Annotated in this window: 24 protein-coding genes; 13 read left to right on the forward strand and 11 right to left on the reverse strand. The window is 72.1% G+C overall.

Annotated elements, in window-relative coordinates; genetic code table 11:
* Positions 1–212: 212 nt before the first annotated feature.
* The gene (locus tag ACFSC0_RS07980; protein ID WP_377284469.1) at positions 213–998 is read right to left on the reverse strand and encodes a sulfite exporter TauE/SafE family protein; all 786 of its coding nucleotides are present in this window, start codon (positions 996–998) and stop codon (positions 213–215) included.
* A gap of 233 nt (positions 999–1231) precedes the next feature.
* Here ACFSC0_RS07980 and ACFSC0_RS07985 point away from each other — a divergent pair, with 233 nt between their 5' ends.
* On the forward strand, positions 1232–1816 hold the full coding sequence (locus ACFSC0_RS07985; protein WP_377284470.1) for a CC0125/CC1285 family lipoprotein: 585 nt from the start codon (positions 1232–1234) through the stop codon (positions 1814–1816).
* 132 nt (positions 1817–1948) lie between these two features.
* Positions 1949–3907: an ATP-binding protein gene (locus ACFSC0_RS07990; protein ID WP_377284471.1), complete on the forward strand. Its 1959-nt coding sequence runs from the start codon at positions 1949–1951 to the stop codon at positions 3905–3907.
* 3 nt (positions 3908–3910) lie between these two features.
* On the opposite strand, the gene ACFSC0_RS07995 is transcribed toward ACFSC0_RS07990, so the two are convergent.
* The 3 genes from ACFSC0_RS07995 to ACFSC0_RS08005 form a co-directional block, all read right to left on the reverse strand.
* Positions 3911–4603 (reverse strand): BON domain-containing protein, encoded by a 693-nt coding sequence (locus ACFSC0_RS07995; protein ID WP_377284472.1) that lies wholly within the window; start codon positions 4601–4603, stop codon positions 3911–3913.
* A 62-nt stretch (positions 4604–4665) separates the two neighbouring features.
* A complete protein-coding gene (locus ACFSC0_RS08000) occupies positions 4666–5964 on the reverse strand; it encodes an Hsp70 family protein (RefSeq protein WP_377284473.1) in 1299 nt (432 codons plus the stop codon).
* Between the two features lie 90 nt (positions 5965–6054).
* Entirely contained in the window at positions 6055–8343 is a 2289-nt protein-coding gene (locus tag ACFSC0_RS08005) for an NADP-dependent malic enzyme (protein ID WP_377284474.1), read from the reverse strand.
* Positions 8344–8500: 157 nt separating this feature from the next.
* Between ACFSC0_RS08005 and ACFSC0_RS08010 the strand changes: the two genes are divergently transcribed.
* The 3 genes from ACFSC0_RS08010 to ACFSC0_RS08020 are packed head-to-tail and all read left to right on the forward strand — an operon-like array spanning position 8501 to position 11404.
* On the forward strand, positions 8501–9130 hold the full coding sequence (locus tag ACFSC0_RS08010; protein ID WP_377284475.1) for a TetR/AcrR family transcriptional regulator: 630 nt from the start codon (positions 8501–8503) through the stop codon (positions 9128–9130).
* A gap of 52 nt (positions 9131–9182) precedes the next feature.
* Positions 9183–9962 carry a 4-hydroxy-tetrahydrodipicolinate reductase gene (gene dapB, locus ACFSC0_RS08015; protein ID WP_377284505.1) on the forward strand — a complete coding sequence of 260 codons (780 nt, stop codon included), beginning with the start codon at positions 9183–9185 and terminating at the stop codon, positions 9960–9962.
* Positions 9962–11404: an amidase family protein gene (locus ACFSC0_RS08020; RefSeq protein WP_377284476.1), complete on the forward strand. Its 1443-nt coding sequence runs from the start codon at positions 9962–9964 to the stop codon at positions 11402–11404. Before dapB ends, ACFSC0_RS08020 begins: the two co-directional genes overlap by 1 nt.
* A gap of 133 nt (positions 11405–11537) precedes the next feature.
* On the opposite strand, the gene dut is transcribed toward ACFSC0_RS08020, so the two are convergent.
* Positions 11538–11993: a dUTP diphosphatase gene (gene dut / locus ACFSC0_RS08025; RefSeq protein ID WP_377284477.1), complete on the reverse strand. Its 456-nt coding sequence runs from the start codon at positions 11991–11993 to the stop codon at positions 11538–11540.
* On the reverse strand, positions 11990–13177 hold the full coding sequence (gene coaBC / locus ACFSC0_RS08030; RefSeq protein ID WP_377284478.1) for a bifunctional phosphopantothenoylcysteine decarboxylase/phosphopantothenate--cysteine ligase CoaBC: 1188 nt from the start codon (positions 13175–13177) through the stop codon (positions 11990–11992). Before coaBC ends, dut begins: the two co-directional genes overlap by 4 nt.
* 109 nt (positions 13178–13286) lie before the next feature.
* Here coaBC and ACFSC0_RS08035 point away from each other — a divergent pair, with 109 nt between their 5' ends.
* Positions 13287–13841: a hypothetical protein gene (locus ACFSC0_RS08035; RefSeq protein WP_377355176.1), complete on the forward strand. Its 555-nt coding sequence runs from the start codon at positions 13287–13289 to the stop codon at positions 13839–13841.
* 186 nt (positions 13842–14027) lie between these two features.
* Here ACFSC0_RS08035 and ubiB read toward each other — a convergent pair whose 3' ends face one another.
* The 3 genes from ubiB to ACFSC0_RS08050 all read right to left on the reverse strand — a co-directional run bounded on the left by ubiB (position 14028) and on the right by ACFSC0_RS08050 (position 16919).
* Positions 14028–15536: a 2-polyprenylphenol 6-hydroxylase gene (gene ubiB, locus ACFSC0_RS08040; RefSeq protein ID WP_377284480.1), complete on the reverse strand. Its 1509-nt coding sequence runs from the start codon at positions 15534–15536 to the stop codon at positions 14028–14030.
* Between the two features lie 4 nt (positions 15537–15540).
* Complete coding sequence (locus tag ACFSC0_RS08045) at positions 15541–16296, reverse strand: class I SAM-dependent methyltransferase (RefSeq protein ID WP_377284481.1); 756 nt, start codon at positions 16294–16296, stop codon at positions 15541–15543.
* A gap of 245 nt (positions 16297–16541) precedes the next feature.
* Complete coding sequence (locus tag ACFSC0_RS08050; protein WP_377284482.1) at positions 16542–16919, reverse strand: glycine zipper 2TM domain-containing protein; 378 nt, start codon at positions 16917–16919, stop codon at positions 16542–16544.
* Between the two features lie 130 nt (positions 16920–17049).
* On the opposite strand from ACFSC0_RS08050, the gene mutM reads away from it, so the two are divergent.
* From mutM to ACFSC0_RS08080, 6 genes are all read left to right on the forward strand, one after another.
* A complete protein-coding gene (mutM, locus tag ACFSC0_RS08055) occupies positions 17050–17913 on the forward strand; it encodes a bifunctional DNA-formamidopyrimidine glycosylase/DNA-(apurinic or apyrimidinic site) lyase (protein WP_377284483.1) in 864 nt (287 codons plus the stop codon).
* Between the two features lie 41 nt (positions 17914–17954).
* Complete coding sequence (locus tag ACFSC0_RS08060; protein WP_377284484.1) at positions 17955–18818, forward strand: TraB/GumN family protein; 864 nt, start codon at positions 17955–17957, stop codon at positions 18816–18818.
* A 33-nt stretch (positions 18819–18851) separates the two neighbouring features.
* The gene (locus ACFSC0_RS08065) at positions 18852–19628 is read left to right on the forward strand and encodes an enoyl-CoA hydratase (protein WP_377284485.1); all 777 of its coding nucleotides are present in this window, start codon (positions 18852–18854) and stop codon (positions 19626–19628) included.
* A gap of 97 nt (positions 19629–19725) precedes the next feature.
* A complete protein-coding gene (gene rpsT, locus ACFSC0_RS08070; protein ID WP_377284486.1) occupies positions 19726–20001 on the forward strand; it encodes a 30S ribosomal protein S20 in 276 nt (91 codons plus the stop codon).
* Positions 20002–20382: 381 nt separating this feature from the next.
* Positions 20383–21834 carry a chromosomal replication initiator protein DnaA gene (gene dnaA, locus ACFSC0_RS08075; protein WP_377284487.1) on the forward strand — a complete coding sequence of 484 codons (1452 nt, stop codon included), beginning with the start codon at positions 20383–20385 and terminating at the stop codon, positions 21832–21834.
* A gap of 117 nt (positions 21835–21951) precedes the next feature.
* Complete coding sequence (locus ACFSC0_RS08080; RefSeq protein ID WP_377284488.1) at positions 21952–22161, forward strand: hypothetical protein; 210 nt, start codon at positions 21952–21954, stop codon at positions 22159–22161.
* Here ACFSC0_RS08080 and ACFSC0_RS08085 read toward each other — a convergent pair.
* A complete protein-coding gene (locus ACFSC0_RS08085) occupies positions 22158–22649 on the reverse strand; it encodes a hypothetical protein (protein ID WP_377284489.1) in 492 nt (163 codons plus the stop codon). The genes ACFSC0_RS08080 and ACFSC0_RS08085 overlap by 4 nt on opposite strands.
* Positions 22650–22746: 97 nt before the next feature.
* Positions 22747–23091: a hypothetical protein gene (locus ACFSC0_RS08090; protein ID WP_377284490.1), complete on the reverse strand. Its 345-nt coding sequence runs from the start codon at positions 23089–23091 to the stop codon at positions 22747–22749.
* A 272-nt stretch (positions 23092–23363) separates the two neighbouring features.
* On the opposite strand from ACFSC0_RS08090, the gene ACFSC0_RS08095 reads away from it, so the two are divergent.
* The gene (locus ACFSC0_RS08095; RefSeq protein WP_377284491.1) at positions 23364–23993 is read left to right on the forward strand and encodes a protein-L-isoaspartate(D-aspartate) O-methyltransferase; all 630 of its coding nucleotides are present in this window, start codon (positions 23364–23366) and stop codon (positions 23991–23993) included.
* Positions 23994–24034: the final 41 nt, after the last annotated feature.

Consider the following 24034-nt stretch of genomic DNA (forward strand, 5'->3'; position numbering starts at 1 on the left):
CGCGAACTTCCTCCTCTCCCCCGAGGCGCAGCCCGAGGGGAGAGGGTAGGGAGAGGGGCGGAGCGGCGCCGCCACTTCTGAAGAGGTGGATCAAGGGCCCGTCCGCGCCGGTCGATCGACCATCCGGTGCGGCCGCCGGACCTGCGTCGCCCCTCTCCTCAGTCCTCTCCCCCCGCGCTGCGCGTCGGGGCAGAGGAGGCGAGTGCGCCGCTCTAGGTCAGCAGCGCGACGCCCTGCCAGACGGCCAGGCCGGTCACCACGATCCCGACGATCCAGGTCAGGGCGCGGATCGGCAGCACCTTGGTCATCCAGCCGGCGACGGGAGCGGCGATGATGCCGCCGCCGATCAGGCCCAGCACCGACCACAGGTGCTCGCGAAGCCCGGTGGTCTGCCAGTGCCCGCTGACCAGGGCCGTCAGGAAGGCGGCGGAGATCGCGCAGGCGACGAACAGCTCGGCGGTGTTGGTCGTGCCGATGGCCTTGCGCGGGTCGGCGCCCGAGCCCAGCAGGGTGCCGGTGACCACCGGGCCCCAGCCGCCGCCGCCGACCGCATCGAAGAAGCCGCCGGCCAGGCCCAGCGGCAGCGGCGACTTCCAGGAGAAGGGCTTGGGCCGGGCCCCCTTCCAGGCTCGGTAGAGGATGACGAGGCCCATCAGGGCCAGCCAGCCGACCACGAACGGCTTGATCACCTCGCCCCGGATCGAGGTCAGCAGGTAGGTGCCGGCGATGCCGCCGAGCACGCCGCCGGCCGAAAGCAGGCCGAGCAGGCGCCAGTCGATGTTCTTGAAGCCGATGTGCGAGGCCGCCGAGGCGGCGCCGGTGAACACCTTGGCGGCGTGCACGCTGGCCGAGGCGTTGGCCGGCGTCACGCCGACCGCAAGCAGCACGGTCGAGGAGACCACCCCGTAAGCCATGCCCAGGGCGCCGTCGACGAGCTGCGCGGCGAAGCCCACAGCGAAGAAGAGCCAGAAATCCGGGTCCATGGTCGGGCCGCGCATCGCAGAACTTCTGAAAGGCGGCAAGGCGAATTAAATCGCATCAAGGCCCAGCTTTTCTACAGGAGCATCGGCGGATGAACCCTCGCCGCCGATCCTGCCCTCTTCGTCGGCCGGCTGCGGATCCCCCTGCTTGCGCTTCTCGGCAGGCGATCGTCGCAACCCCTGTTCCTTCCAGGCATTTTTTAGGCGATATCCTTCCCTTCGAGGGACGCCCGGAGACCTAGAGCAAGCTTATGAAACGCAAGTCGGCCGCCCTCGCCGTCGTCCTGGCGCTCGGCGCCACGCTCGCGGCCTGCGCAACGGCCACGCCTTACCAACCCAACATCCCAGGCCAGGCGGTCTCGGGCGGCTTTTCCGAGATCCGCCTCGAGCCCGACCGGTTCCGGGTCACCTTCGCGGGCAACAGCCTGACCTCGCGCGAGACTGTGGAAGGCTATCTGCTGTTCCGCGCCGCCGAGCTGACCGTGCAGCAGGGCTACGACTGGTTCGAGATTGTCGACCGGGCCACCGACCGGCAAACCCGCACCTATGTGGAGCCCGACCCGTTCTACCGGCCGTGGTGGGGACCGGGCTACTACGGCTGGCGGCCCCACTGGCGCTACTACGGCCGTCCGTTCGGCTGGCGCACCTGGGACCCCTTCTGGGGCGATCCGTTCTGGGCCGACCGCTATGACGTGCGGACCATCGACAAGTACGAGGCCACCGCCGAGATCCTGATGCATCGCGGGCCCAAGCCGGAGGGCGATCCTCGCGCCTTCGACGCCCGCGCGGTGATGTCGGCGCTCGGCCCGCGCATCGTCTATCCGGCGCCGCGCTAGATCCTCCGGGCGAAGGCAGGGGGCAGGATGGCCTGCCCCCTCGTTGCGGCGAGCCGTCGCAGACCGATGTTCCGAAAATTAACGCCTCTCTGACTCTGATCGCCGGGCGTATCGGGGGGAGAGTCGTCGGGCATGTGTGAGAGCGGGAGTCTGGCCGCGGTCGCGGCGTTCGGCGGCCGCCGGGCGCTCGACGCGCTGGTCAACGCGGTGCCGATCGCGCTGATGGTCACCGACCGCGACATGCGGGTTCTCGCGGTCTCCCCGCGCTGGATCGCGGACGTCGGCCTGCCGCGCGAGGCGATCGTCGGCCGCACGGTCTACGAGCTGGCCCCCGACTACTTCGAACGGTTCCGCCCCGCCTACGAGCGCTGCCTGGCGGGCGAGGCCCAGAAGCATGACCGCGTCCGCTCGCCCCGCAACGACGGCGGCGTGGACTGGCTGCAGACCGAGCTCTCGCCCTGGTACGACGACCACGGCCAGATCGGCGGTCTGATCTCGGCCGCCGTCCACATCACCCACATGGTCGAGGCGCTGGAGCGCACGGAGCTCTCCGAACAGCGGCTGCAGCTCGCCCTCGAGGCGGCCGACATGCACGTCTGGGAGATCGACTACCGCGCCGGGACCGTCACCACCGCCGGCGCCGCGGAGACCTTCTTCGACTACGACGTGAGCACCGACGAGTTCATGCGCGACACCAACGTGACGATCCATCCCGACCATCGGGAGCGGATCGCCGAGGAATGGCGCGCCGCGGTCGCGCAGGACCTGCCCTATCGCCCCGAGTACCGGGTCCACCGCCTGGACGGGAAGGAGGTCTGGGCGACCTGCACCGTCAAGCTGGTGAAGGACGAGAACGGCCATCCTCACCGCCTGATCGGCGCCATGCAGAACATCACCGCCCGCAAGCAGGCCGAGGCGGCCATGGTGCGGGCCAAGGAGGAGGCCGAGCTGGCCAACCAGGCCAAGAGCGCCTTCCTGGCCACCATCAGCCACGAGATCCGCACGCCCCTGAACGGCGTGCTCGGCATGGCCCAGGCCATCGCCGCCGACGAGCTGGCGCCGCTGCAGCGCGAGCGGCTGGAGGTGCTGCGCCAGTCGGGGGAGACCCTGCTGGCTTTGCTCAATGACGTTCTGGACCTCTCCAAGATCGAGGCGGGCAAGCTGGAGCTGGAGCTGGCGGACTTCGACATCGCCCAGCTCGCCCGCGGAGCGCACGCCAGCTTCACGGCGCTGGCCGAGCGCAAGGGCCTGGACTTCAGCCTGGTCGTCGAGGACGCCGCCCAGGGCAGCTACCGCGGGGATTCCACCCGCGTCCGGCAGATCCTCTACAACCTGGTCTCCAACGCCGTGAAGTTCACCGAGGCCGGCGCGGTCGGCGTCTGCGTCGCGGCGGGCGAGGGCGGCCTGCGCCTGACGGTCAGCGACACCGGCATCGGCATTCCGCCGGATCGTATCGGCCGCCTGTTCCAGAAGTTCGAGCAGGCCGACGCCTCGACGACCCGCCGCTACGGCGGTACGGGCCTGGGCCTGGCCATCTGCCGCGACCTCGTGGAACTGATGGGCGGCAAGATCACCATCGCCAGCCGGGAGGGCGTCGGCACGACCTTCACCGTCGATCTGCCGCTGCCGCGCGTCGGCGAGGCCCTGCCGGAGGCCGCCGAGAGCCCGCCCGCCGACCAGGCGGCCGACCTGCGGACGCTGCGGGTGCTGGCCGCCGAGGACAACCCGGTCAATCAACTGGTGCTCAAGACCCTGCTGCACCAGGCCGGGATCGACCCGCTGATCGTCGGCGACGGCGCCCAGGCGCTGGAGGCCTGGCGCAGGGAGCACTGGGACGTCGTTCTGCTGGACGTCCAGATGCCGGTGATGGACGGGCCGACCACCGCCCAGGCGATCCGCGCCGAGGAGGCGCGCACCGGGCGGGCGCACACGCCGCTGGTCGCCATCACGGCCAACGCCATGAGCCACCAGATCGCCGAGTACCGGGCCGTCGGGATGGACGGCTTCGTCGCCAAGCCCATCGAGGTGGCGACGCTGTTCGACGCGCTGGAGCGGGTGCTGGCCGGGGCCGACGCGTCCGAAGCGGCCTGACGCTCAGCTGGGCCAGGCGTCCGGCGCCCGATCCGACGGCGGGCGAGCCTCCGCTTCGTCCAGCGCCTCGTTGCGCACGCCTCGGACGCCGCCCACGTGGGCGATGATGGCCTCGGCGTGCAGCGCGTCCCTGCGGCTGCGGGCCTGGCCTCTGAGGGTGACCTCGCCGTCCTTCACCTCGACCTCCAGGCCGGAGGCGTCCAACCGGGGGTTCTCGGCCAACCGCTCGCAGACCTCCTCGTGGATGGCCCGGTCGTTGCGCCGCCAGCCGGAGGGGCCGCGGCCGCGGTGGGGGCCTTCGGGCTGGCGACCCGCGACGCCGCGCTCCGCAGCGCCCATCCCCGGGCCGCCGCGATGGGCCGCGAAGGACCCGCCGCCCTGGCCCGGCCCGCCGCCGTAGCTCGAGCCGTAGACGTCCTCGCTCCCGCGGCCGCCGCCGAAGCCTGAGCCCCGTCCGCCGAAGCTGCGGTCGTAGTCGCCGCCCGCGAAGCCGCCGCCGTAATCCTCGCCGCCCGTATCGACCCGGTAGTCGGAGGGCGAGAGGCTGCCGCCGTAGCCCTGGCCCCAGCTGCCGTCGAAGCCGGTGTTCCGGCCGCCGCCGAAGTCGCGGCCGAAGCCCTGGCCATAGCCCGGCGCCGCGTAGCCGCGGCCGACGTCCCGGCCCTCCGTCTCGCCTCGCGTGCGTCTGTCGTCCATCGCCTGCCTCCTGTGCTGGTCAGGGAGGCAACCGCCGCGGCGCGCGGCCCGTTCCCCGCGGTTCAGGCCGCGGCCCGGACCCAGCGCGTCAGGTCGCGCTCCCAGCCCATCAGCGCCAGGCCCGAGGCGATGGACTCCAGTTCGGCCCCGGTCTCGATGCGCGCGGGGTCGAACCGCTCGTGGAAGATCCGCCGCACCGCCGGCACCAGCGACGAGCCGCCGGTCAGGAAGATGCGGTCGATCCCGCCGGCCTGAAGGCCCGCGTCCGCCAGCGCCTCGCCCACGGCCCGGGTGATGAGCGCCAGCTCCGGGGCGATCCAGCCCTCGAACTCGGTCCGCTCCACCTCCTGCACGATGGCGATGTTCCCCGCCTCGAAGCGGAACTCGGCCCGCTCCTGGGACGAGAGGGTCTCCTTCAGGCGCGAGACCGACTTGTAGAGGAGGTAGCCGTAGTTCTCGTCCAGCACCTCGACGAGGCGCGCCAGCTTCTCCGGCTCACGGGCCTGGCGCACCAGGCTGCGGATCTCGCGCATGTCGCGGCTGGCGCGCATCAGGGCCAGCTGATCCCAGCGGGCGAAGGCCGCATAGTAGCGGTTGGGGATCGGCAGCACCTTGCCGAAGCTGGCGTAGTCGGTGCCCTTGCCGAGCTGGGGCGACACCAGCCGGTCGATGATCCGGTAGTCGAAGGCGTCGCCGGCCACCCCGACGCCGGACCGGCCCAGCGGCTCGGCCCGGATCTCGCCGCCCTGGCGGGTGAAGCGGATGATCGAGAAATCGCTGGTGCCGCCGCCGAAGTCGCCCACCAGGACGGTGGCGTCGTGGTCGAGCTCGCGGGCGAAGAAGAAGGCCGCCCCCACCGGTTCGTAGGCGTAGAGGATCTCGGAGAAGCCCAGCCGGCGGAACGCGGCCTCGTAGCGGGCGATGGCCAGCTCCGGGTTCGGCGAGGCGCCGGCGAAGTTCACCGGCCGGCCGACGATCACCCGCTTCGGCAGGCTCTTCAGCTGGCCGCCGGCGTAGTCGCGCATGCGCAGCAGGAAGGCCGAGAGCAGGTCCTCGAACTGGTAGCGCCGGCCCAGGATCTCGGTCTCGGTGAAGCTCTCGCTGGCCGCGAAGCTCTTGAACGACTGGATGAAGCGGGTGTCGACCGGATCCTCCACATAGGCCTCGATGGCCCACGGACCCGCCTCGACCGTCCGCTCGGACGGCCGCTCCGGCGGGGCGTAGTAGGACAGGGCCGAGCGGAAGGCGAACAGCTCCCCCTCCGGCGCCGGGAAGCGCACCAGGTGCGCCGGCCGGCCCTCCTCGGCGAGGGCGACGACGGTGTTCGTCGTGCCGAAATCGATTCCGATACTGACGCTCAACGGACGCTCTCCATGGCGGGGCGGGCGACGGATCGCCGCCGCCCCGTTCCGGCGCGCGATCCCGTTAGGTGCGGTCGGTGAAGCCCCGCATCAGGAGGCGGCCTCCCGGATGGGGCTTTCGTAGGCGGCGACGGTGGCCATCTGCAGGATCCGCGAGACCGAGGCCGACAGCGGGCAGATCTGCACCGCCTTGCCCATGCCCAGCAGGATCGGGCCCACCACCGTGGCCGCGCCCAGGCTCTGGACCAGCTGGGTGGAGATGGCCGCCGAGTGAATGGCCGGCATGATCAGTACGTTGGCCGGGCCGGTCAGGCGCATGAACGGGTAGTTGACCCGCCGGGCCGGGTCGAGCGCCAGCTGCGGCGGCATCTCGCCCTCGTACTCGAAGTCCACCTTCATGGTGTCCAGCAGGGCGACGGCCTCGCGCACCTTGGTGGAGCGCTGGCCCATCGGCTGGCCGAAGGTCGAGTAGGACAGGAACGCGACCCGCGGCACATGGCCCAGGGCCCGCACCGCCGCCGCGGTCTGCTTGGCGATGTCCACCAGCGCCTCGGCCTCGGGCATCTCGGTGACGTTGGTGTCGGCGATGAACAGGGTGCGCCCGCGCGACAGCAGCACGCTCATCCCCAGCACCCGCCCGCCGGGGGCCGGGTCGATCACCTGACTGACCTCCTCCAGCACCGTATCGAAGGTGCGGGTCACGCCGGTGACCAGGGCGTCGGCCTTGCCGAGCGCGACCATCGAGGCGGCGAAGACGTTGCGGTCCTGGTTGATCAGCCGCTGGGCGTCGCGCCGCAGCATGCCCTTGCGCTGCTGCCGGGCGTAGAGGTGGTCGACGAACTCGTCGTTCCAGGGGCTGAGCCGGGCGTTGATGACCTCGAGCTTCACGTCGTCCGGATCGAGGCCCGCCCGGCGCATGTTCTCGTGCACCAGCTCCTCGCGGCCGACCAGCAGCGGATGGCCCAGGCCCGCGCTCTTGAAGGCGTAGGCGGCGCGGATGACGCTGGGCTCCTCGCCCTCGGCGAACACCACCCGCTTGCGCGGCGCCGACAGCACCGAGTCCTGCAGCTGCTGCAGGAAGGCCGCGGTGGGGTCGAGCCGCTGGGCCAGGGAGGCCCGGTAGGCGTCCATGTCCTCGATCGGCTTGCGGGCGACGCCGGTGTCCATGGCCGCCTGCGCCACGAACGGCGGCACGTACCAGATCAGCCGGGGATCGAACGGCGCCGGGATGATGTAGTTGGGCCCGAACTTCAGGTGGCCGCCGTGGTAGGCCGCCGCCACCTCGTCGGGCACGTCCTCGCGGGCCAGCTGCGCCAGCGCGTTGGCGCAGGCGATCTTCATCTCCATGTTCACGCGCCGGGCCCGGACGTCGAGCGCGCCGCGGAAGATGTAGGGGAAGCCCAGGACGTTGTTGACCTGGTTCGGATAGTCGCTGCGGCCGGTGGCGACGATGGCGTCGGGGCGCACCGCGTGCACCTCTTCGGGCGTGATCTCCGGGTCCGGGTTGGCCATGGCGAAGATGATCGGCTTGTCCGCCATGGACATGACCATCTCCTGGGTGACGGCGCCCTTGACCGACAGGCCGAGGAAGACGTCGGCGCCCTTCATGGCGTCGGCCAGGGTGCGCGCGTCGGTCTCGACCGCATGGGCGCTCTTCCACTGGTTCATGCCCTGGGTGCGGCCCCGGTAGATGACGCCGGTGTTGTCGACGGCGATGCAGTTCTCGGCCCGCACGCCCATCGCCTTCATCAGTTCCAGCGAGGCGATGCCCGCCGCCCCGGCCCCGCAGAGCACGACCTTCACGTCCTGCAGGTTGCGGCCGGTGATCTCGCAGGCGTTGATCAGGCCCGCCGCCGAGATGATCGCCGTCCCGTGCTGGTCGTCGTGGAACACCGGGATGTCGAGCAGCTCCTGCAGCTCGGTCTCGATGCGGAAGCACTCGGGGCTCTTGATGTCCTCGAGGTTGATGCCGCCGTAGGTCAGGCCGATGTTCTTCACCACCGTGATGATCTCGTCCGGGTCGGTGGCGGCCACCTCCACGTCGATCGAGTCCACGTCGGCGAAGCGCTTGAAGAGGACGCTCTTGCCCTCCATCACCGGCTTGGAGGCCAGCGCCCCCAGGTTGCCCAGGCCCAGGATCGCGGTGCCGTTGGAGATCACCGCCACCAGGTTGCCCTTGGAGGTGTAGTCGTAGGCGGCCTCGGGGTCGTCCGCGATCGCCAGCACCGGCACCGCCACGCCCGGCGAATAGGCCAGGCTGAGGTCCCGCTGCGTCGCCATCGGCTTGGTGGCGGCGATCGCCACCTTTCCGGGGGTCGGGTAGCGGTGGAAGTCCAGCGCCTCCTGGTCGGTGAAGGTGCGTTTTTCGGAGTCGCTCATTGCGGCGCTTGGGCTCTGGGAAGGGTGGCTGATCGAAGGTCGCGCAACCTACAGAGCCGCGCCCCTTGGAACAACCTCCGCGGCGCAGCTTCGCGGCTCATGCCATTGCCACTGTGGCGGAACCGCCGGACCCTCTTGCCGCGCGAGGTGATTCGGGATGGTGCACGAGGCGAGGCGGCGCGGGCGGCCGCGGGAATACGACCCCGAACTGGCGCTCGCCCAGGCGACGGACGCCTTCTGGCGCGCCGGCTTCGCCGCCACCTCCCTGGACGAGCTCTCGGCGGCCACCGGCATGCACCGGCCCAGCCTCTACGCCGCCTTCGGCGACAAGCGCGCCCTGCACCTGAAGACCCTGGAGCGCTACCGGCGGGAGACCTGGGGCCGGATCGTGGGCCAGCTGGAGGCCGAGGTCCCGCTGGTCGAGGCGCTGTCGCGGGTGTTCGCTGAGGGCCTGGCGGTCTACCTCTCGGGCCAGGAGGGGCCGCGCGGCTGCTTCATCGTTGGCACGGCCCTGCCGGAGGCGCTGACCGACGAGGAGGTGCGCGCCGCCATCGCCGAGGGGCTGGCCGAGCTGGACGGCGCCTTCGAGGCCCGCTTCCGCGCGGCGCGGCAGGCCGGCGAGATCGGCTCCGACGCCGACCCGGTGTCGCTGGCCCGCATGGCGGCCGCCATCCTGCACACCTTGTCCATCCGCGCCCGCGCCGGCGACCGCAAGGAGGTGCTGGCCCAGACCGCCGCGGCGGGCGTGCAGCTGCTCTCCGGCGCTCGAACCCCGGTTTCCCGTTGACCGGGGCGGGCGCGTGCGAGACTAGCCGCGGCTTGAGCTGAAGGAGGCCGCCCTGTCCCAGCCGATCAAGATCGCCATCGCCGGCGCCGACGGGCGGATGGGCCGGGCCGTCGCCGCGGTGATCGAGGGGCGCGAGGACGTGGTCCTGGCCGCCCGCTTCAACCGCCGCGTGGCGCGCGACGAGGGCCTGATCCCCGCGGAGGAGGCGATCGCCGCCGCCGATGTGGTCATCGACTTCACCACCCCCGAGGCTTCCGCCGCCCTGGCCGAGCGGCTGGCGCAGATCGGCGGCAAGGCCCTGGTCTCCGGCCCCACCGGCTGGAAGGACGAGGACCTGGCCCGCATCGCCAGGGCCGCCGAGCGGATGCCGATCGTGCGGGCCGGCAACTTCTCGCTCGGCGTCAACATGCTGATGGGCCTCGTCCGCCAGGCGGCGGCGGCGCTCTCGGCCCGCGACTACGACGTCGAGGTCGTCGAAGCCCACCACCGCCGCAAGGTGGACGCCCCCTCGGGCACGGCCCTGATGCTGGGCGAGGCGGCCGCCGAGGGCCGCGGCGTGACGCTGCCTGACGTCGCCCAGCGGGTCCGCAACGGCATCACCGGCGCCCGCCGCACGGGGGACATCGGCTTCGCCGTCGTGCGCGGCGGCGGCATCGTCGGCGAGCATTCGGTGGTGTTCGCCGCCGAAGACGAGATCCTCACCTTCTCCCACTCCGCGCGGGACCGCAGCCTGTTCGCCCGGGGCGCCGTGGAGGCGGCCCGCTGGGTCGCCGGAAAGGCGCCCGGGGAGTACGACATGCAGGACGTCCTGGGGATGAAGCCCCGACCCTGATGGCCGACCTGCTCGCCCGCGACGCCACCGCCCAGATCGCCGCCCTGCAGGCGAAGGCGGTCAGCGCCGTCGAGCTGCTTCAGGCCGCCGTCGCCCGTCACGAGGCGACCCACGGCGAGCTGAACGCGGTGGTCGCCACCGGCGTCGAGCGGGCGCTGCTGCAGGCCAAGGCCATCGACGAGCTGCGGGTCCGCGGCGAGAGCCTGGGGCCGCTGGCGGGGCTGCCGATGACGGTGAAGGACACCTTCGACGTGGCCGGCCTGGCGGCCTCCTCCGGGCTGGCGGAGCTGCGCCGGCGCCAGGCGCACGATGCGGCCGCCGTGGCGGGCGCCCGGCGCGGCGGGGCGGTGATCTGGGGCAAGACCAACGTGCCGGTGATGGCCGCCGACTGGCAGAGCGACAACGCCCTCTACGGCGCGACCAACAATCCCTGGGACCTGGAACGGACGCCCGGCGGCTCGTCCGGCGGGGCGGCGGCGGCGCTGGCGGCGCGGGTCACGGCCCTGGAGATCGGCTCCGACATCGGCGGGTCGCTGCGCGTGCCGGCCAGCTTCTGCGGCGTCTATGCGCACAAGCCGAGCTGGGGCCTCGTCTCCCAGCGCGGGCATGTGCCGCCGGCCCCCGGCTCGCTGGTCCAGCGGGACCTCAACGTGGTCGGGCCGATGGCCCGCTCGGCGCGCGACCTGCGGCTGCTGCTCTCCCTGATCGCCGAGGCGGCCGTGGCGCCGGCCGCGCCGCCGCCGGCCTTCTCACAGTTGCGGATCGGCCTTTGGCTGGACGAGCCGCTGCTGCCGCTGGACCCCGAGGTGCGGGAGGTCGTCGAGGCCTTCGCCGCCGAGGCGGCGCAGGCCGGCGCCCAGGTCCAGCCGGTGCGCAGTCCGGTGGATGTGGCGGCCTTGCTCGACGCCTACATCCTGCTGCTCAGCGCCACCCTCTCCGAGGACATGCCCGAGGCGGCGATCCGCAGGATGGAGCTGATGCGGCCGGGCGCCAGGCTGGCCCGCGCCTCGGGCGCCGGGCCGTTCAGCCGCGCCGCCTCGGTGCTCGGCTACACCGCCCGTCACCGTGAGTGGATGGCGGCCGACGCGGTCCGGGCGCGGCTGCGGCACGAGACCGGCGAGCTGTTCCGCAGGTTCGACGTGCTGATGGCGCCGATCGCCCCGGTCCCCGCCTTCAAGCACGACCGCCGCCCGTTCGACGCCCGCAAGCTGAAGACCTCCGACGGCAAGGAGCTGCCCTACACCACGATGCTGGGCTGGATCGCGCTGGCGACCGCCTGCCACCTGCCCGCCACCGCCGTCCCCGCCGGGCGCACGCGCGCAGGCCTGCCGGTCGGCGTTCAGCTCATCGGCCCCTACGGCGCGGATTCGAAAACGCTCGGCGTGGCCCAGGCGCTGGAGGAGCAGGTGCGCGGCTTCGAGGCGCCGCCGGAGGGTATCTAGATCCGATCATCCCGGCGAATGCCGGGACCCAGATCCAAGAGTCGGATCTGGCTGGATGGCTTCAGCGGCTGATGGAGGGCGCGTCTGCGCCCGCCATCTGGATCCCGGCATTCGCCGGGATGAGCGGCTTGAGTCAGCCCACCCCCGTCGAGCCGAACCCGCCCGCGCCGCGGGCGGTCTCGTCGAGGCTTTCGACCTCTTCCCACTCGGCCTGGACCACAGGCGCGATCACCAGCTGGGCGATGCGGTCGCCGCGGCGGATGGTGACCGGCTCCTGGCCGAGGTTGATCAGGATCACCTTCACCTCGCCGCGGTAGTCGGCGTCGACGGTGCCGGGGGTGTTGAGGCAGGTGACCCCCTGGCGGGCGGCCAGACCCGAGCGGGGCCGCACCTGGCCCTCGAATCCGGCGGGCAGGGCGAAGGCGAGGCCGGTGGGGACCGGAAAGCGCTCGCCGGGCTGCAGGACGATGGGGGCGCTCTCTTCGACCGCCGCGCGCAGGTCCATGCCGGCGGCCTGGGCCGTCTCGTAGGCCGGCAGGGGCAGGCCCTCGCCGTGCGGCAGGCGGATGATCGGAACGCGCGGCTTCACTTCAACTCCTCGGCGATGCGGCGGGCCAGGCGCAGGGCGACCTCGCCCTTGGGGGCCTTCTCCCATCGCTCGATTCCCTGGGCGCTGACGATGGCGACCGTGTTCTCGGTCCCGCCCATGACGCCCGGCTGGCTGACGTCGTTGGCGACGATCCAGTCGCAGCCCTTCTTCTCGAGCTTGGCCTGAGCGTAGGCCTCCACGTCGTTGGTCTCGGCGGCGAAGCCGATGACGAGGCGCGGGCGCCGGTCGCTCCGGGACAGCGTCGCCAGGATGTCCGGGTTCTCGACCAGCGTCAGCGGCGGGGCGGGCCCGTCGCCCTTCTTGATCTTGGAGAGGCCGGTTCCGTCAGGCCGCCAGTCGGCGACGGCGGCGACGCAGACGGCGATGTCGGCCGGCAGGGCGGCCTCGCAGGCGGCCAGCATGTCGCGCGCGGTCTGGACGTTCACCCGGGTCACCCCCGCCGGCGCGGCCAGGGCGGTCGGGCCGGAGACCAGGATGACCTCGGCGCCCAGCCGGCCCAGCGCCTCGGCGATGGCGTAGCCCTGGCGGCCGCTGGAGTGGTTGGAGAGGAACCGCACCGGATCGATCGGCTCCACCGTCGGCCCGGCGGTGACGATGGCGCGGCGGCCGGCGAGCGGGCGGCCGGCGTCGCCCGCCAGCATCGCCTGGATCGCCTCGAAGATCGCCGGCGGCTCGGCCAGGCGCCCCTCGCCGAACTCGCCGCAGGCCATGGGGCCCTCGTCGGGCCCCACGAAGCTGACGCCGTCGGCCTTGAGGGTCTGAAGGTTCCGCCGGGTGGCCGGGTGGGTCCACATCCGCACGTTCATGGCCGGGGCCATCAGCACGGGCGTGTCGGTGGCCAGGAGGGTGGTGGAGGCCAGGTCGTCCGCCAGGCCGTTCGCCGCCTTGGCCATCAGGTCGGCGGTGGCCGGGGCGACCACGATCAGGTCGGCCGACCGCGAGAGCTCGATGTGGCCCATCTCCGCCTCGTCGGTCAGCGAGAACAGGTCGGAATAGACCTTGTCCTCGCAGATCGCCGACAGCGACAGGGGGGTGACGAACTGGGCGCCCGCCCTGGTGAGGATGGGCCGGACCCCGATCCCGGCCTTGCGCAGGAGCCTCGCCAGCTCCAGCGCCTTGTAGGCCGCGATGCCGCCGCCGACGATCAGCAGAACCCGCTTCAAGGCTTAAGGCCTCACGCCCGTTGGACCGGCCCCTCCCTTAAGCCAAGCGAGGCCGCTGGACAAACCGTCGCATGTGTTCTTTATTTGTTCGCAACAACCAGAACAGGTGATGGAGGCGATGATGGTGGCGTGGGGCAGGGCGCTCGCTTCGGGCGCGGTGCTGCTGGTGGTTGCGGCGTGCGACAACGGCCCGTCGGCGGTGGCCAAGACCGAGCCGATGGAGCCGCAGCGTCTGGCGGGCGCGGAGGCGCAGCCTTCGGGCGATCGCGGCGAGAGCCGGCGCGAAGACCGCCGCGACGATGCGGTCCCCAAGGTGGACGGCAAGCCCATGTGGTCGGCGAGCCGCGACCGCTCGGCCGAGGAGAACGCCCGGCGGGCCTTCGAGCGCAACGGCGAAGCCTTCGGGGCCGACACCCTCGACGAGTTCGTCAAGACCGCCCACGCCTTCGTCGGCGACCCGCCGGCCGGGGCCGAGACCCTCACCCGGGCCAACGGCGACGTGCTGATCTACGATCCCAATGCCAACGTCTTTGCGGTGAAGACCCGCGAGGGCGCGCCCCGCACCCTCTTCAAGCCCGACGACGGCCCCGCCTACTGGCAGGAACAGAAGGACCGCGAAGCGCGGCGGTCGGCCAGCGCCTCACGGCGGGAAGGCGAGGGGTAGGCCTCTCCTTCCTCCCCTGCGAAGCGGGGGAGGGGGCGAGCCGCGCACGCCGCGCGAGGAGATGTGCAGATTGGAGCGATCCACAGCGCCGCGCATGTGGCTTGCCCTCTCCACCACGCGCTCTTCAGCCGGCCTTCGCCGGCTTCGGCGCGCGGTCCCCCTCTCCCATGATGGGAGTGGAAAGCGCTAGCTGAGCGCCGCCGCTAGCCACGCGCCGGCGCCGGCCAGCGCCGCCCCCAGCAGCACCCACGGCCACCTCGCTCCCCGCCGCGGCTCGACCACCGCGACCGTGGGGCCCGCAGGTTCGGCTTCCAGCCGCCGCCGCAGCGCCTGCAGCGTCGCCAGCGCCTCCTCGCCGACGCGCCTGGCCTGGGTGAGCGGGGAGAGCTCCCGGGCCATCCAGCGGCGCACCACGGGGTCGGCGGCGGCCCAGATGTCGTGCTCGGGATCGATGCGGCGGGCGACGCCCTCGACCGTCATCATGGTTTTCTGCAGCAACACGAGTTCGGGGCGCAGGCGCATGTCGAACAGGGCGGTGATCTCGAACAGCTGGGTGAGCACCCGGCTCATCGAGACCTCGCTGGCCGAGCGGCCGAACACCGGCTCGCCCACCGCCCTCAGCGCCTGGGCGAACAGGGCCACGTCGTGGGTGCGGGGCACGTAGCCGGCGTCGAAGTGCACCTGGGCCACCCGCTCGTAGTCGCGGTCAAGGAAGCCCCAGAGGATCTCGGCCAGGTACCGCCGCTCGGCCTGGCCCAGCCGGCCGATGATGCCGAAGTCGACGGCGGTGATCTGGGCCGGCGGGGCGGCGAACAGGTTGCCCTCGTGCAGGTCGGCATGGAAGACGCCGTGGTCCAGCGCCTGGGCGAGGAAGGCGCGGGTCAGGTTGTCGGCCAGCGCCTTGCGGTCGAGCCCCGGCTGCTCCAGCGCGGCGGGCTCGGAGAGCGGCCGGCCCTGGGCCCACTCAAGGGTCAGCACCCGCTTGCCGACGCCCTCCCAGACGACCCTGGGCGCGCGCATGTAGGCGTCGCGGGCCATCACCTCGCCGAGCTGGTCGGCGCCGGCCGCCTCGAGCCGCAGGTCCAGCTCCAGCTCGGTGGCGCGGATCACAGTCTGGGCCAGGGCCCGGGGCTCCAGCCGGCGGGCGGGAACGCTCCAGCGCTCGACGATGCGGGCGGCCAGCTCCAGCACCTCGGAATCCTCGGCGATCCGCCGCTCGATGCCCGGCCGCAGCACCTTCACGGCCACGGTGCGCCCGTCGAGCAGCGTCGCCTCGTGCGCCTGGGCCAGGGACGCGGCCGCGACGGGCCCGCCGAAGCTCGAATAGAGGCTGGTCAGCGGCCGGCCGAGCGAGGCCTCGATCGCCGCCTTGGCCGCATCGGCGGGGAAGGGGTCCAGCCGGTCCTTCAGCCGCGACAGGTCCTCGGCGAACTCCCCGCCGAAGATGTCGGCGCGGGTGGAGAGCAGCTGGCCGAGCTTGATCGCCACCGGTCCCAGCCGCTCCAGCGCCCGGGCCAGCCGCTCGCCCGGGCGGCCGACCTTGGCCTCGGGCCCGGCGAGCAGGCGCGTCAGGTTGGCGAGCGTGCGGATCGAGCCGGCGTAGAGATGGTCGAGCTCGCGCGGCAGCAGGGCGTCGTTGCGCACCAGCATCCAGGCCGCGCCGATCAGCCTGGCGAACGCGGCCGGCCCGCTCATGGCGTCAGACCGCCCAGCCGTGGTGCAGGGCCGCGACGCCGCCGGTGAAGTTGGTGTAGCCGACGCGGGAGAAGCCGGTTTCGCCGATCATCGCCGCGAACCGGCGCTGGTCGGGGAAGCGGCGGATGCTCTCCACCAGGTACTGGTAGGCCTCGCGGTCGCCGGTGACCTTCTCGCCGACCGCCGGGATCACCTTGAAGGAATAGGCGTCGTAGGCCTTCTGCAGCGCCTCGGTGATCGGGCGCGAGAACTCCAGGCACAGGAACCGGCCGCCGGGCTTCAGCACCCGCCGGGCCTCGCGCAGGGCGGCGGCGACGTCGGTGACGTTGCGGATCCCGAAGGCGATGGAATAGGCGTCGGCGCTGGCGTCCGGCAGCGGCAGGCGCTGGGCGTCGCCCACGGCCCACACGACTTCGGGCGGATAGCCCTTCTCCCGCCCGGCGGCGATCATCTCGCCGTTGTAGTCGATGACCAGGACCTCGGCGTCGGCGCCGCCGCGGCGCTCCTGCGCCCGCCGGGCGAGGCCGGCGTAGCGCCGGGCCATGTCGCCCGTGCCGCCGGCGCAGTCGACGATCCGCTCCCCCGGCTGGGGATTGAGGCGGGCGGCCATGGCGTCCTTCCAGAGCCGGTGGACGCCCGCGCTCATCAGGTCGTTCATCAGATCGTAGCGGCGGGCCACGCTGTCGAAGACGCCGCGCACCAGGCGGGGCTTCTCCTTGGGGTCCACGTCGCGGTAGCCGAAGGTGGCGCTCTCACTCATCGGCCAAGGTCTTAGACGCCCGCGGGCGCGGGCGCCAGGGAGGGGCGGGCGCCACCTGGGCTTCAGGTCGCCACATCCGGAGGCGCCCCAGACGCGGCTTCGCCCCTCTCCCGGCCTCTCCCCTCGCGCTTCGCGTCGGGGGAGAGGCGGTTCGAGCGCCGTCTCCTCTCCCCCGAGGCGTAGCGCGAGGGGAGAGGATCAAGGAGAGGGGTGGAGCGGCCTCGCCGCATCCCCAGGTCGAGGATCTAGTACCGGCTGCGCCCGTACCGGTCGTAGCGGTCATACCGGTCGTAGCGATCGTACCGGTCGTAGCGCTGATAGCCGTAGTCCCGGGCGCGGTTGTGCTGCATCTGGCAGCCGATGGCCGAACCGGCCGCCGCGCCGACCAGGGCGCCGGCCACGGTCTCGGCCGCGGGCTTCTTGCCGCCGACCTTGTTGCCGACCACGCCGCCCACCAGGGCGCCGATCAGCGCGCCTGCCTCCTGCTTGCCGCCCGGCGCGGCGCAGCGGGTCACGCCGCTGATCCCCTGGGCGCTGGCCGCGGTGGGCACGCTCGTGGCCAGCATCCCGGCGGCGGCGAGGGCGGCGGCGGCGAAGCCGGTGGTCTTCTTGATGGCGAACATGACTGTCCCTCCTGCGGTGGTGTTGGCGGATGGATTAGCGGGGCCGTCCTGAACGCGCTTCGAGCCGGCGGTTCAGCCCGCGTTCAGGCGCGGCTTGCCGAACCGGCCCGGCCCGTGCCAAGCCGCGGGGATGCCCGAGCTTCCCGAGGTCGAGACGGTCCGCCGGGGCCTGGAGCCGGTCCTCGCCGGGGCGCGGCTCTCGCGGGTGGAGGCCCGCCGGCCGGACCTGCGCTTCCCGTTTCCCGAGGGCTTCGTCCAGAGGCTGACCGGCGCGGTGATCCAGCGGCTGGACCGCCGGGCCAAGTACATCCTGGCCCCGCTCAGCGTCGGCGAGACGCTGATCATGCATCTGGGGATGACCGGCCGGTTCGAGATCGAGCGGCCGCAGGGCGCCGAGCGGCCGGGGGAGTTCCACTACGCCGCCGACCCGGACCCCAAGCACGCCCACGTCCTGTTCGAGACCGAAGCGGGCGCCCGCGTCACCTATTACGACCCGCGCCGGTTCGGCTACATGGCCCTGGTCGAGACGGCGCTGATGGACCTGCACCCGTGGTTCGCGGGGCTCGGGCCCGAGCCGCTGTCGGACGGGTTCGACGCCGCCCGCCTGGCCCACGCCTTCGAGGGCCGCCGCCAGGGTCCCAAGACCCTGCTGCTCGACCAGAAGATCGTCGCAGGCCTGGGCAACATCTATGTCTGCGAGGCGCTGCACCGGGCGCGCATCTCGCCCTTCCGACCGGCCGGCCGTATTTCGCGGCCCAGGCTCGAGCGGCTGGTCGCGGCCGTGCGGCAGGTGCTGGAAGAGGCGATCGCCGCCGGCGGCTCGACGATCAGCGACTACGCCGCCGCCGACGGGGCGCTGGGCTACTTCCAGCACAGCTTCCGGGTCTATGACCGGCAGGGCCGGCCCTGTCCGAACGAGGGGTGCGACGGCGTCATCGCCCGCCGCGTCCAGGCCGGCCGCTCGACCTTCTACTGCCCGAAGTGCCAGCGCTGAGCCGGTGGCGAACCCCTCGAACCGTCCCTAAGCTCAGCGGCATGTGGAGAGTCGTTTTCGCCGCGGCGCTGGCCGCATGGGCCGCGGCAGGGCCGGCGCAGGCCAAGCCGCCGGTGTGGGTCGTCCGGGACGCGGATTCGGAGCTGGTGCTGTTCGGCTCGGTGCACGTGCTGCCCGACGGGCTCGACTGGCGACCGCCGGCGCTGACCGAGGGCCTGGCCAAGGCCGAGGACGTCTGGTTCGAGATGCCGATGGACGCGGAGTCCGAGGCCCAGTCCGCCAGGCTCGCCGCCGCCCGCGGCCTGCTGCCGCCCGGCCGCAGCCTGCAGGCGCTGTTGCCGCCGAAGACCTGGGAGCGGCTGCTCGCCGCCGCCCAGCGCTACCGCCTGTCGCCCGACATGCTGGCGCGCATGGAGCCGTGGCTGGCCGAGGTGGCGCTCTCGGGCGCGGTCTACCAGCTGGCCGGCGCCTCTCCGGCCATGGGGGTGGAGAAGCAGGTCCACGCCGCCGCGCCGGCCGGCGCCGTGCGCAAGGCGTTCGAGACCCCCGCCCAGCAGATCGCTTTCTTCGACGAGGCCCCCCTGGCCGACCAGATCGCCTCCCTGGAGCACAGCCTGGAGGAGATCGAGCGCGATCCCGAGGCCTTCTCCACCCTGGTGGGCGCCTGGATGGCCGGCGACCTCGCCAAGCTGGAGACGATCGCCATCGAGCCGCTGCGGGCCGCCGCCCCGGTGATCTACCGCCGGGTCGTGACCGAGCGGAACGCCGTCTGGGCCCGCGAGCTCGACGCCCGGCTGAAGGGGCGCGGGCGGACGGTGGTCGTGGTCGGCGTCGGCCACCTGATCGGACCGGAGAGCCTGCCGGCCAAGCTCCGCGCCCTTGGCTATACCGTCGAGGGGCCTTAAGCCGGCGGGAGACCATCGCCTCCGGAGGCCGCCATGAGCTACGCCACCCTGATCGTGGAGACGTCCGACGCCGTCACCCTGGTGCGGCTGAACAGGCCGGAGGCGCTCAACGCCCTGAACGGCACGCTGATGGACGAGCTCACCGCCGTGCTCGACGCGGCCGAGGCGGACGAGAGCGTCCGGGCGATCGTCATCACCGGCTCCGACCGGGCCTTCGCGGCCGGCGCCGACATCAAGGAGATGGCGCCCAAGTCCTACGCCGAGGCCTTCACCGAAGACTTCATCACCCGCAACTGGGAGCGGGTCACCCGCTGCCGCAAGCCGGTGATCGCGGCGGTGGCCGGCTACGCCCTGGGTGGCGGCTGCGAGCTGGCCATGATGTGCGACTTCATCATCGCCGCCGACAACGCCCGCTTCGGCCAACCCGAGATCAACCTCGGCGTCATTCCGGGCGCCGGCGGCACCCAGCGGCTGACCCGCTTCGTCGGCAAGTCCAAGGCCATGGACATGGTGCTGACCGCCCGGATGATGGACGCCGCCGAGGCCGAGCGCTGCGGCCTGGTCAGCCGGGTGGTGCCGCTGGCCGAGCTGGTCCCTGCCGCGCTGGAGGCGGCGCGGAAGATCGCGACCCTCTCGCCCCAGGCGGTGATGATCGCCAAGGAACTGGTGAACGCCGCCTACGAGACCCCGCTCAGCCAGGGCGTGCGCATGGAGCGGCGGCTGTTCCACTCGCTGTTCGCCTTCGACGACCAGAAGGAAGGCATGGCGGCCTTCGTCGAAAAGCGGCCTGCGAAGTTCACGGGCCGGTAAAGGGGTTGCCCCCGCCGGCCCCATCCCGTATATCCGCGCCTCCGAATTTACGCCCGGGCGGAGCGTCCGGGCGCGACAACCTGTTCTGAGAGCAAGCATGGCCAACACGCCCGGCGCCAAGAAGGCGGCCCGAAAGATCGCCCGCCGCACCGAAGTCAACAAGGCGCGCCGTTCGCGCGTCCGCACCTACCTGCGGCGGTTCGAAGAAGCGCTTTCCGCGGGGGATGCGGCGGCCGCCAAGACGGCCTTCGTCGAGGCCCAGTCCGAGCTGATGCGCGCGGTCTCCAAGGGCGTGGTGCACAAGAACACCGGCGCCCGCAAGGTGTCCCGCCTGGCCGCGGCCCTGAAGAAGCTGGGCGGCTCGGCCGCCTGAAGCGGCCTCGCGCCGCTGCGGCGCTAAGACGCTGAAAAGTTAACGTTTATCGCCACGCCCGCCGAAATCCTCGGCGGGCGTGCTTGCGTTTGTGACGCTTGTCGGGTGCGGCGCCTGCGACGAATCTTCTCATCCAGCCAAGCTTCGGAACGCCGTTTCCCTTGGGCCCTCAAGGGCTCCTAGCGAGTCAACGAAAATATCGTTTCGGACCGTCAAGAATCCCCGTTGACCGGCGGGCGGCCCCGAATAGTCTGAGCGCTCCTAAGGACGTTTTCCATCTCTGTGCGGATGAAACAGACAACGGCGCGGGCTTATTTCCGCGGCGCATAAGATCTTGTTGTCTTTAGGAAACTGGCTTTGGCGCGGGGGCTGAGGTCGGGGATGAACGATCGGGGGTTAGGCCATATGAAGAGCGGGGGTTTCGTGGCGGCGTCGGAGATGCCGGCCGGTGCGGTGTGGACGAAGACTTGCCAGGCGCTGAAACGCGAACTGGGTGAGGCGACGTTCGGATCGTGGCTCGGTCCGGCCGCCCTCCGGGAGCACCAGGGCGAGGTTTGCCTGGTCGCCGCGACGGGCGTCGCCCGCGACTGGATCCGCCGGCACGCCTGGCGCCGCATCGGCGAGCTGTGGGCCCAGAACGACCCCATGGGCCGCCGCCTGGACCTGAAGTCGAAGATGGAGTTCGACTCGGTGGCCGGCCCGGCCGAGCCGCGCGCCGCCGCGCCCGCCCCGGCGCCCGAAGTGATCGAGATCGACGTGCCGCAGCCTTCGGCCGCCGCCGTCCGCTCGGGCCGCCAGCAGGGCCTGCAGGACCGCTTCCGGTTCGACACCTTCGTCTCGGGCCCGGCGAACGAGTTCGCCTTCGCGGTCGCCCGCCGGGTCGCCTCCTGGGCCGACGGCCACTTCAACCCGGTGCTGTTCCACGGACCGTACGGCTTCGGGAAGACCCACCTTCTGAACGCGCTCGCCTGGGAGGCCATGCAGTCGGCTCCCGAGAAGAAGGTGGTCTACCTGACCGCCGAGCGGTTCACCCAGGCCTTCGTGAAGGCCATCCAGGACCGCCAGACCAGCGCCTTCAAGGACGAGCTGCGCCGGGCCGACCTGCTGCTGATCGACGACGTCCACTTCGTCGCGGGCAAGCCCTCCACCCAGGAGGAGCTGTTCCACACCCTGATCGCCCTTGTGGAGGACGGCCGCCGGGTGGTGATGACCGCCGACCGCTCGCCGACCGAGCTGTCGGACATGGAGCCGCGGCTGCGCTCGCACCTGCAGGCGGGCCTCGTCTGCGGCATCGAGCCGGCCGACCGCAACCTGCGGCTGGGCATCCTGGAGCGGAAGCTCGCCACCCTGGCCGAGCAGGGCGGCTTCGTGCCGTCGGCCCGGCCGGAGGTGCTGCAGTTCCTCGCCGACCGCTTCACCGACAGCGTGCGCGAGCTGGAAGGCGCGCTGAACACGCTGGTCGCCCGGGTCGGCGGTCAGGTCGCCCGCCTGTCGCTGGACGAGGCCCAGGCCATCCTGCGCCCGCACCTGGCCTGCAACGACAAGCGCGTCACCGTCGACCAGATCCAGAAGACGGTCGCTGAGCATTTCGGCCTGAAGCAGGCCGACCTGATCTCCGAGCGCCGCGCCCGCGCGGTCGCCCGGCCGCGGCAGGCGGCCATGTGGCTGGCCAAGCAGATCACCACCCGTTCGCTGCCCGACATCGGCCGCCGGTTCGGGGGGCGGGACCACACCACGGTGCTCCACGCGGTGCGCCGTATCGAAGAGCTCAAGCAGTCCGACGCTCAGCTCGCCCGGGACCTCGACGTGTTGCTGCGCAAGCTGCGGGGGTGAGCCGGTGGACCGGCGGCTTGCCTAAGTGACGGTTCGTTAACCACATTTCGCCTGGAACGGGAATCCAGCTCCGGGAGTTGCCTAACAAAGGACAACTCACAAGGAGCGCGTTCTCGGATGGACGGCCGGGAAGAACGCATCGCGCGCGAGGCCGAGGCGCTGTGGCGCGAAGTCTTCGGCAGGCCGCCGGATGGTGATGCCGACGGCTCAGCGATGCTCGACATCATCATGCGCAGCATCGAGCCCAAGACCTATGAGCGGCTGAACCGGCCGCACCTTCGCGACGCCGGCCTGGTGTTCCCAAGGTCGGCCGCGAACGGCGGCTAGCGGAAGAACTCCGGGTCCGCGGGCGTGTAGACGGGGAAGCTCCGCCGCAGCCGCGAAGAGACCCCGTGCAGGTCGAGATCGTCGAACACCAGCGGCGTCTCCTCCGCGATGCCCCGGCGGTCGATCGGCGAGATTTGCGCGCAATACCGCAGGGCGGTCTGACACCAATAGACGAGGTAGATGCGCTCGGGGTCGGTGTAACGGCCCTGGCCCGCCTCGAGCTGGCGGATCGACAGGCGGGCCGCGGTCAGCGTCAGCGGCACGTCCTGCAGGCGGCCGGCCACATGCACGACCAGCATGTTGGTCTGCACCCGCACGCGTGGGGACGGCGCCGTTTCGCCGATGGCGGCGTAGGCGCGGCGCAGCGTCGACAGCGCGGCCTCGTGTTCGCCCCGTCCCGCCTGGTCGTAGGCGATCTCCACCAGAGCGGCGTGCCGGGCGGCGCCGGGGATCGCCCGCAAGCGCGCGAACAGTCGTCGCAAGCTCATCCGATCGTTCTCTGTGACGCGGCCGCGCCCCCAGGCGCAGCGGTGCGCCTAGAGATGGCCCCGCCGCTCGGATCCGAAAAGCCGCCTGGCGATCACTTCATCTGGAGCGGCGCCGGACGCGGCGGGTCGCACTCCCGGCCGCGACGGCGGCGAGGCCGACCAGGAACGACCAGCCGAAGATCCGGGCGGCCTTGGAGGCGGGCCTCGGGTCGGCCTCGGTATTGGCGGCCAGCGGCTCATCCTCCGCCAGCCGGGCGAGGTTGGCTCGCCGCGCGGCGCCCATGGCGGCGTAGAGTTCATCGGCGCTGCCGTATCCGCTGAGAGGGGCGCCCTTGCGTTTCGGCGGCGGGGCCTCGGGCCCGGCAAGCTCGCGCCCGTCCTCTGGATGCTGACGGGCCCAGCCCAGGGCGGCCCGGCCCAACTCGTCCTCCCGCATCTTCATCGGAAAACCCGCGACACGCGTACTGCACCTGATACAGCCAATGCGAGTAAACGGCCGGGCGTTGCGAAAAGGTAGGGGCGCCTTACCCGCTATGGGTCGCACCGCCACCCCGGCAACCGGGGCCGCATCCGGGAGGTTTCTGCTGCGGTGGGCGAGGCGCGGCGGCGAGGGCGGCGATGCGACCTACGAGGCGGCTGATAGCGGGTGTGTTCCCGGCGCTTTTCCTGCCCTCGTGCGCGCGGGCTCAGGCGGGTCACGAGGCGCGCCGGGACATGGTGCGCAACATCCGCCAGCTGCTGGCGGCCGGCGCCGCGGGCGAGGTCCGCCGCCTGGACGCGCGGGTGCTGTCGGCCTTCGAGACGGTTCCCCGCCATGAGTTCGTCCCGCCGGACCTGCGGGACGTGGCCTACGGGGACCACGCCCTGCCGATCGGCTACGAGGCCACCATCTCCCAGCCGTTGGTGGTGGCGGTGATGACCCAGTTGGCCCGGACGGAGCCTGACGACGTCGTGCTCGAGGTCGGGACCGGCTCCGGATACCAGGCGGCGATCCTCTCCGGGCTCGTGCGCCAGGTCTACAGCATCGAGCTGGTCGCGCCGCTGGCCCGCAGCGCCGCCGAGCGGCTGGCCCGCCTCGGCTACCGCAACGTGGAGGTCCGGGCCGGCGACGGGTACCAGGGATGGCCGGAGCGGGCGCCGTTCGACGCCATCGTCGTCACCGCCGGCGCGCCGAAGGTCCCGCCGGCCCTGGTGGAGCAGATGAAGCCGGGCGGCCGGATGGTGATCCCGGTCGGGCCGCAGCGCGAACAGCAGCTGATGGTCATTGAGAAGGACGCCGCCGGCCGCACCCGCCAGCGCCGGATCATGCCGGTGCTGTTCGTGCCGCTGAGGCCGGCGGCGTGAAACAGAAAGGGCGGCTGCATCGCTGCAGCCGCCCGATCCGC

This window comes from Phenylobacterium terrae, assembly GCF_042681205.1.
GTDB classification, from domain to species: Bacteria; Pseudomonadota; Alphaproteobacteria; order Caulobacterales; family Caulobacteraceae; genus Phenylobacterium; species Phenylobacterium terrae.

What these genes read in the sequence shown, in the direction of transcription:
- ACFSC0_RS08020 (WP_377284476.1), top strand. Translation starts at nt 9,962, where the DNA reads ATGGCCGACCTGCTCGCCCGCGACGCCACCGCCCAGATCGCCGCCCTG.
- ACFSC0_RS08005 (WP_377284474.1), bottom strand. Translation starts at nt 8,343, where the DNA reads ATGAGCGACTCCGAAAAACGCACCTTCACCGACCAGGAGGCGCTGGAC.
- ACFSC0_RS07990 (WP_377284471.1), top strand. Translation starts at nt 1,949, where the DNA reads ATGTGTGAGAGCGGGAGTCTGGCCGCGGTCGCGGCGTTCGGCGGCCGC.
- dnaA (WP_377284487.1), top strand. Translation starts at nt 20,383, where the DNA reads ATGAACGATCGGGGGTTAGGCCATATGAAGAGCGGGGGTTTCGTGGCG.
- ACFSC0_RS08035 (WP_377355176.1), top strand. Translation starts at nt 13,287, where the DNA reads ATGGAGGCGATGATGGTGGCGTGGGGCAGGGCGCTCGCTTCGGGCGCG.
- ACFSC0_RS08085 (WP_377284489.1), bottom strand. Translation starts at nt 22,649, where the DNA reads ATGAGCTTGCGACGACTGTTCGCGCGCTTGCGGGCGATCCCCGGCGCC.
- ACFSC0_RS07985 (WP_377284470.1), top strand. Translation starts at nt 1,232, where the DNA reads ATGAAACGCAAGTCGGCCGCCCTCGCCGTCGTCCTGGCGCTCGGCGCC.
- ACFSC0_RS08045 (WP_377284481.1), bottom strand. Translation starts at nt 16,296, where the DNA reads ATGAGTGAGAGCGCCACCTTCGGCTACCGCGACGTGGACCCCAAGGAG.
- rpsT (WP_377284486.1), top strand. Translation starts at nt 19,726, where the DNA reads ATGGCCAACACGCCCGGCGCCAAGAAGGCGGCCCGAAAGATCGCCCGC.
- mutM (WP_377284483.1), top strand. Translation starts at nt 17,050, where the DNA reads ATGCCCGAGCTTCCCGAGGTCGAGACGGTCCGCCGGGGCCTGGAGCCG.
- ACFSC0_RS08080 (WP_377284488.1), top strand. Translation starts at nt 21,952, where the DNA reads ATGGACGGCCGGGAAGAACGCATCGCGCGCGAGGCCGAGGCGCTGTGG.
- ACFSC0_RS08090 (WP_377284490.1), bottom strand. Translation starts at nt 23,091, where the DNA reads ATGAAGATGCGGGAGGACGAGTTGGGCCGGGCCGCCCTGGGCTGGGCC.
- ACFSC0_RS08010 (WP_377284475.1), top strand. Translation starts at nt 8,501, where the DNA reads ATGGTGCACGAGGCGAGGCGGCGCGGGCGGCCGCGGGAATACGACCCC.
- ubiB (WP_377284480.1), bottom strand. Translation starts at nt 15,536, where the DNA reads ATGAGCGGGCCGGCCGCGTTCGCCAGGCTGATCGGCGCGGCCTGGATG.
- ACFSC0_RS08050 (WP_377284482.1), bottom strand. Translation starts at nt 16,919, where the DNA reads ATGTTCGCCATCAAGAAGACCACCGGCTTCGCCGCCGCCGCCCTCGCC.
- ACFSC0_RS08065 (WP_377284485.1), top strand. Translation starts at nt 18,852, where the DNA reads ATGAGCTACGCCACCCTGATCGTGGAGACGTCCGACGCCGTCACCCTG.
- ACFSC0_RS07980 (WP_377284469.1), bottom strand. Translation starts at nt 998, where the DNA reads ATGCGCGGCCCGACCATGGACCCGGATTTCTGGCTCTTCTTCGCTGTG.
- ACFSC0_RS08060 (WP_377284484.1), top strand. Translation starts at nt 17,955, where the DNA reads ATGTGGAGAGTCGTTTTCGCCGCGGCGCTGGCCGCATGGGCCGCGGCA.
- ACFSC0_RS08095 (WP_377284491.1), top strand. Translation starts at nt 23,364, where the DNA reads ATGGTGCGCAACATCCGCCAGCTGCTGGCGGCCGGCGCCGCGGGCGAG.
- ACFSC0_RS07995 (WP_377284472.1), bottom strand. Translation starts at nt 4,603, where the DNA reads ATGGACGACAGACGCACGCGAGGCGAGACGGAGGGCCGGGACGTCGGC.